Annotated in this window: 5 protein-coding genes; all 5 read right to left on the bottom strand. The window is 36.8% G+C overall.

Annotation, left to right across the window (positions count from 1 at the left end; translation table 11 throughout):
- On the bottom strand, positions 1 to 962 hold a 962-nt coding region (locus tag BBH99_RS13755; RefSeq protein ID WP_066696713.1), incomplete at its 3' end, for a SusD/RagB family nutrient-binding outer membrane lipoprotein.
- Between the two features lie 11 nt (positions 963 to 973).
- Positions 974 to 3,997, bottom strand: coding sequence for a SusC/RagA family TonB-linked outer membrane protein (locus BBH99_RS13750; RefSeq protein WP_066696710.1), 3,024 nt, complete (start codon positions 3,995 to 3,997; stop codon positions 974 to 976).
- Between the two features lie 169 nt (positions 3,998 to 4,166).
- Positions 4,167 to 4,868 carry a LytR/AlgR family response regulator transcription factor gene (locus BBH99_RS13745; protein WP_066696708.1) on the bottom strand — a complete coding sequence of 234 codons (702 nt, stop codon included), beginning with the start codon at positions 4,866 to 4,868 and terminating at the stop codon, positions 4,167 to 4,169.
- Positions 4,849 to 5,862, bottom strand: coding sequence for a sensor histidine kinase (locus tag BBH99_RS13740; protein WP_228390815.1), 1,014 nt, complete (start codon positions 5,860 to 5,862; stop codon positions 4,849 to 4,851). Before BBH99_RS13740 ends, BBH99_RS13745 begins: the two co-directional genes overlap by 20 nt.
- Positions 5,863 to 6,003: 141 nt before the next feature.
- The gene (locus tag BBH99_RS13735; RefSeq protein WP_066696716.1) at positions 6,004 to 6,399 is read right to left on the bottom strand and encodes a DoxX family protein; all 396 of its coding nucleotides are present in this window, start codon (positions 6,397 to 6,399) and stop codon (positions 6,004 to 6,006) included.
- Positions 6,400 to 6,864: the final 465 nt, after the last annotated feature.

Below are 6,864 nucleotides of genomic sequence, written 5' to 3'. Positions count from 1 at the left end.
GCCGAAAAATTGGAGAAGATCCCTGGTAACCCAATGACCTGCCCGATATATTCACCATGTACATCCTTAAAATATTGAGCTCTTCTGGGATCAGATGTTGCATTAAGGAAGTCTATAAAAGGTTTTCCTCCAAAAAAATCGTTTCTTCCACTATTGGCAATGTTTTCAAACAATGGATTAAAATTGGGTGTCTCTTCCTGGTATCTGAAGTTTGCATTATCCGTTTCGTTTGTAATAACTCCACCGGAAATAGCTGTGCTTATAGTAGATTGAGCCAATGAGGGATTAACGTCTGACAGAGCAATTCCTAATTTTAAAAGCAGTGAATTTCCAAATTTTTTCCATTTTCCTACCTCTCCTCTATAAAAGATATCTCCGGAACCAAATGTTCCTTCCCCTTCTTTCAACAAATTGATATCAGTTTTCAGCCGGGTAATTAGTCTTTCATAAACCTGTGCATCATCGTCGTATATGGGAAGAGGATACTTTTCATAGTTAAGGGCCTGGCTGTATGGAACATCACCGAATGTGTCCACCATAGTCTGAAATGCATATACTGAAAGAATATCAATAATTGCCAATTGATTTTGCTTCTTAGCAGGCCAGCCATTCAATTCTGATGCTGGAGGCTGAAATTGTTCTATAAGTTCTTTAGCCTTGTTTAAATTATTAAGGACATTCACATAATTATCGGACCATACATTATTAGAGACATTTCTTGCCGTAAAATTATAATTGCTTTCACTTACGTAGGTTACCTCCTGCCAGTATTGCATGGTAAGCCGGAAATTGTTTTCATTAACGCTTGGCGTGGTCATATAGTCGCTCAGTTCCTTTTCCGCATACGTAAGAAGAGGTTCAGGAGACATATTGTAAGCTACATGCGGATCATCGTTCACATCATCCGATGTACAGTTGGTAAATATCAGTAATAAAAGAGAGCTTATGATAATATTTTTCATGGTAATAGGGTTTAAAAATTAACTTTCAGATTGAAGGCAAAGTTTTTTGTAGCAGGCATTACCCCGGATTGGTATCCCTGTATACTTCCTGATGACAGTCCGGATTCAGGATCTGCATAGGGAAGATTTTTATGAATAATCCATACGTTACTTCCTATCAGTCCCAGTGTGAGGTTCTGAATTCCTGCCTTTTTCAGGAACTGATTGTTGAAAGTATAAGAAACAGATACCTGACGGAGCTTAATGAAGCTTGCATCATAAACAAAAGCAGCCACAGGAGGATCGGTTTCCAAAGTCTGGCTGGACATTGAACGGTCTAAACGAATCGTATTGGGAATATAATGCCCAGGATTATTAGGGTCCTGCATTACCCCCGGCAAAATAACACCGCCTCCGTTTTCCAATGGGTTTCTTATAGGATTGCCAAGGTCATTAACCCCTACAGAATCAGGATAAAGACCTGTTCCGTAACCGTAGTACTGATCCAGGGAGAATACTTTTCCTCCTTTTTTCCAATCGATCTGAAAACTTAGGTTAAAATTTTTATAGGTAAAAGAATTATTCAGGCCTGCCACAAAATCAGACTGAAAGCTTCCAAGATTATGATTGCTGTCATCCGTATGCAGGTAAGCACCATTGCTCCCTACAATTTTATTTCCATTGGGATCATAAACGAAGTCAGCTCCCCAAATGCTTCCATATTCTTCATTGAGAGGAGCATTAATGGTGATACCGCCTTGTAACGAACCCAGAGTAATATTTTCTATACCTTCCCGAAGGGCCGTTACTTTAGTTTTTGGGTTAGACCAGTTAATGGCCATATCCCACGTAAAATGTTGCGATTTCAATGGCGTTACATTTAAAGTAAGTTCCACTCCTTTTGTAGTAAGCTCTCCTGTATTCTGGATTTTTGAGATTGAGCCCGTTGCCAGGGAAATAGGAAGTGGCAATATCTGATTAAAGGCAATATTTCTGAACCATGAAAGGTCTAAGCCTACCCTGTTCTTAAAAAACTGCATATTGGTTCCTATTTCAAAATTCTTCAGTTTCTGCGGAAAGAGGTCTGGATTTCTTAAAGAGGTGTTGTAGGAATAAACTGGATTATTTTCCAAAGAGGCCTGTGGAATATACCTGTTTCTTAATTGATCTGCATTGGTATCCGAACCTACCTCCGCATAAGCTACTCTTATCTTTCCGAAACTTAACCATTGTTGTTTCAGTAGATTGGAGAATACTACACTGGCAGAAACCGAAGGATAATAATATACCTGTTTTGCTTTGGGCAGGGCCGTAGACTGATCTCTTCTGAAGGTTCCTTCCAGATAATAGGTGTTTTTATATCCTAAAGAAGCCTGAACAAAAGCTCCGTAAATATATTTGGTATTATCTGTTGTAATAGGCTTGGCTGGAGTAGCAACCGAATTGGAAATCGTATAAAGCCCCGGAATATATAATCCTCCGGTTGTTGTCTGCGCATTGGAATAGTTTGACTGAACATTGACATTACCACCCAGTAACGCCTGCAGATTTAGATCTTCCGTAATATTCTTTTTATAAGTGGCAATCAGATCGTAATTGGTTTCTGTAAAACGGAGATTGGTCACTGCATAACCAGAAGGCTGTTCTATAATATTAAAACTGAAGAAGGCTGGTATAGAACCTATGGCCTTTCTTTCCTCAGTAATCATTGTATAGCCGTCAATACCTACTCTTCCAAGGATATTGATGCTTTTTGAAACATCATAGCTCAGACTGAAGTTTCCTGCAAAACGATCCCTTCTGTCGTTCTGGTAATTTTCATGCCTGGAGAAATAGGGGTTATCCCAATAGGAAGGAAAAAGAGTATCCGGTCCTAAGATATTCCATGTATAGTTTTTTTTGTAGGTATCATAAAGGTATTTCTGATATTGAATATCTACATTGGTAGCCCACCACTGGCGGAATCCGGTCATAATATTATCGGTATATCCTGTTGAGTTTCGTCCTTTGGTTCTCTGTGTAATATAGTTAGCGAAAATAGTGGCTGTAAGCTTATCTGTAATCTTATAGGATGCATTTCCGCCAAAATTGTTTTTCATTAAAGAAGAATTAGGCATAATGTCCGTGGCGTTGGTATTGGAATAGCTCAACCGGAAATTTGCTTTATCATTTCCACCACTCAAAGCAATATTATTGGTTTGATTAATCGCTTTTTCAAAAAAAGTGATCGGTCCGTTTTTAGCCATTACCCATGGTGTTTTCTTTCCAAAATTCTGGGAACCGGGAATGAAAGCATCATACTGCCATACCATCAGATTCGGATCATAGGGTGCCCCGTATGAAGCATCATGCCAGAAAAAGGCAACGGGAGCATTCTGGTATTCCGGGAAAAGATTTCCCAGATATCCCTGTCCATATTGGGTCTGGTATTCCGGGAAGGTAGATTTATCAACGGTAGAGACAGTAATACTTCCACTATATTCCAGGCCTATACCCTGTGTATTTTTCTTACCTTTCTTTGTGGTAATGATAATCGCACCGTTTTGAGCCCTAGACCCATATAAAGCGGTTGCTGCGGCTCCTTTTAATACATTTACAGTTTCAATGTCATTGGGATTGATATCTGAAACAGGACTTCCGTAATCATACCCCCCGAATCCGTTCTGCTGAACCGTAGAATTGATATTCCTGTTGATAATAGGAACTCCATCCACTACAAAAAGAGCCTGGTTATCGCCTAAAATTGATTTATACCCCCTGGAAACAGCATCTATGGAACCTCCAAAGTTGGTAGACTGCCTGATCTCAAGCCCTGCTACCTTTCCGGATAAATTATTCAAAAAGTTAGTCGTAGGATTTTTGTTGATATCTTCTCCTTTTACCTCCTGTGTGGAATAACCTAAAGATCTTTTTTCTCTTTTAATCCCTAAAGCGGTGACAACAATCCCCTCAATATTCTTTGTGGTAAGAGTATCCTGCTTTCCCTGACTAAAATAGGTTTCGCTTCCGATAAAAAAAGCGACACCTGCACTTAAAAGCTTCAACTTGTATTTCATAATTATTGATTTTGTTTATTGTTTAATCAAAATTCAATAATTGGTGAAGAATATAATGAAAGCTATATATGAATGGCGGGATGCGGTCTACTAAAATATGAGTAATGAGTAATGAGTAATGAGTAATGAGTGGCAAAAATTCTGTAAATTTTTGCCGGCGGTTATAATACTACAGCTCAATAAATGGTTTATAGGTTCTCCCAATAGGCAGCTTCTTTCCTTTTATCTGCACAACAGTAGCAGATTTAACCTCTATTTTAGGCTTTGAAATAATATAAGATTTATGGATCCGGGTGAATATATTGGGATTCAGGCTCTGTTCTATTTTGCTGATAGGTATTTTAAAAGTGAAGGTTTCCGTTTTGGTATGAATATGAATGTATTCTCTTAAACTTTCGATATAAAAAATGTCCTGAAGAATAATTTTGATCTGTTTTTTGCCGCTATTGATGAAAATATGATCGCGTTCAGCCAATTCCAGTAAAGCATCTTCCGCTTCCATTAAATATTTAAATTTGCCAACAGCGGTAGCAAAACGTTCATAAGGAATCGGTTTCAGTAAATAATCTGCAATATCCAGTTCATATCCTTCTATGGCATATTGATGATAAGCGGTGGTAACAATTACAAACGGTGGATTTTTTAGTTTCTTTAAAAAATCAAAGCCCTTCACCACCGGAAGATGAAGGTCCAAAAACATCAGATCTATCTCATGAATACTCAAAAGGTTGCTTGCATATACTGCATCAGAACACTTTCCTATAAGATTCAGCTCCGGATCTCTGGAAATAAATGTTTCCAGGATTTCTGCGGCAATGGGTTCATCTTCTACAATAATGCAGTTGTATTTTTTAGAGGCTGGATGTATCATGGAAATCAATTTTGAGTTGTACAATATACCGGTCAGTTTTATCCTCTACATTCAGGCTGTGTTTGGGATAAAGCAGTTCAAGCTGGCGGCGGATATTTCTCAGTCCTATTTTGGTGGAATGCTGATGAGGTCTTTCTTCTTTTGAATTTTCAATATAATAGGAAAGAATTCCGTTTTTCAGCTCAATATCAATAATGATGAAAGCGTCTCCCAGACTTTCTGAAACACCATGTTTAAAAGCATTTTCAACAAACTGAATCAGAATAAGCGGTGAAATTTCCTGAGAGGGATTATCAATATTTTCCTGGAAACGGACATTGAGGTGATGATGCCTGATTCTCTGGATCTGTATAAAATCCTTAATATTTTCAAGGTCCTTTTCTATGGAGATATTTTTCTCCGCAGCTTCATAAATGTTATACCGCATGATTTTGGAAAGCTGGAGTATCACATCAGGAGTTTCATCTGCCTTTTTAAGAGCCATTCCATAGATATTATTCAAAGTATTAAACAGAAAATGCGGGTTGATCTGGGCTTTTAACATCGTAAGTTCCTGATCCAGTTTTTCAGATTTGAGCTGAGAGATTTGTTCTTTCAGTACATTTTTCTGCCGGGTAATTTCTACCCCGAAAACCAATCCTACCATAAAAATAAGATCCATAAATGAATTGAAAGCAACTAGCCCATTGATAAATCCGGAAGGCTGCTTACCATCTAAAGTCTCCGTAATTCCATAAATATGAGAATAAATTACATAATGGGTGAAAAACCGATGCGCTAAGACAGCCAGTATGAAAATCAGAATACTGAGAAGATATTTAAGAGCCTTATTAAGGTGAACCCTTTCATAAACATATAACAATGAATAAGCAAGAGGAATTTTCACCATTAAATATCCCAGCTCCAGAAGAAGACTGTTCTGAAGCCGTAGCTGCCATTTGAAGTCAGGAAACTGATATCTGGACCAGTAAAAGTCAAGATAAACTTCCAGCATATAATACAATATCCAAAAAAGCAGATGAATGTGTAGCTTAGATTTATGATCTGGTTTCAACCTTGCTGTCATTTAAAAATATAAAATAATAAGATTCAGTCAAATATAAAAATATAAAGTCTACCAATGTCAGCCATGGATCTATAAACGACTTCCTGTTTTCTTTTTTAAGATGATTTCAGGAAACATGAGATTGATAAAACTGAATATCAATAGAACATTAAATTCAATACCATTGGTTCCACCACCCACAACAAACCATCCGTTTCCCCAATGAATATAATAAATTCCCAGAATAAAGATCGGGATGTTACAGAGGGCAACAAGTTTTAGATACCGGTCTATCCAAAGGAGAAAAGCAGAAATAAGATGGGTTAGTTTTACCATCCAGGCAAGATATAGCCCTATTGGAGAAAATCCTATGGTATCCAAATAGTTGGTCCCAAAACTGTTGACATCTCCACTAAAAATTGAGATGACGCTATGCATAAGCAAGATGACTGATAATGCACATCTGAGGTAGAAGTTCTTTTTCATAGCATCAAAAATATACATCAGAACTGCTTATCGTATTCTGATGTATATTAATGACTCTTAAATGTATATGAAAATATCCCAATCAATAGTTATCAGCCTCCGGGAGAATATTAAGATCTAATAATGACCAGATCATATTTTGTTTACCATCCTGGATGATCTTAAAGTCATGGCCTTTCTCATCATTGGCTACTTTATATCGCTTATTGGAACTGCAAAAAATAAGGTTTCCTGAAATAACATCTTTATTATTGAATATTTTTAATGTAAATGTGTTTTATTTTTTGTATACATTGAAAATAATTGACTTTTTGCTAATTATTATTTTATGTCTTAGTTCTGAGAAATGGTCAATGAAATTTTCAATTATTGATCAGATATTTGTATTAACTAATTATTACTTAAATAAATACAAAATTTAACATTTAAATTATTCCCTTATTTGTGATTTTTATGAATTTAATC

The organism is Chryseobacterium contaminans, assembly GCF_001684955.1.
In the GTDB taxonomy this organism is placed as follows: Bacteria; Bacteroidota; Bacteroidia; order Flavobacteriales; family Weeksellaceae; genus Chryseobacterium; species Chryseobacterium contaminans.
Note: the sequence above shows the minus strand (reverse complement) of the source record. Positions and strands in the feature narration are given on the sequence as shown.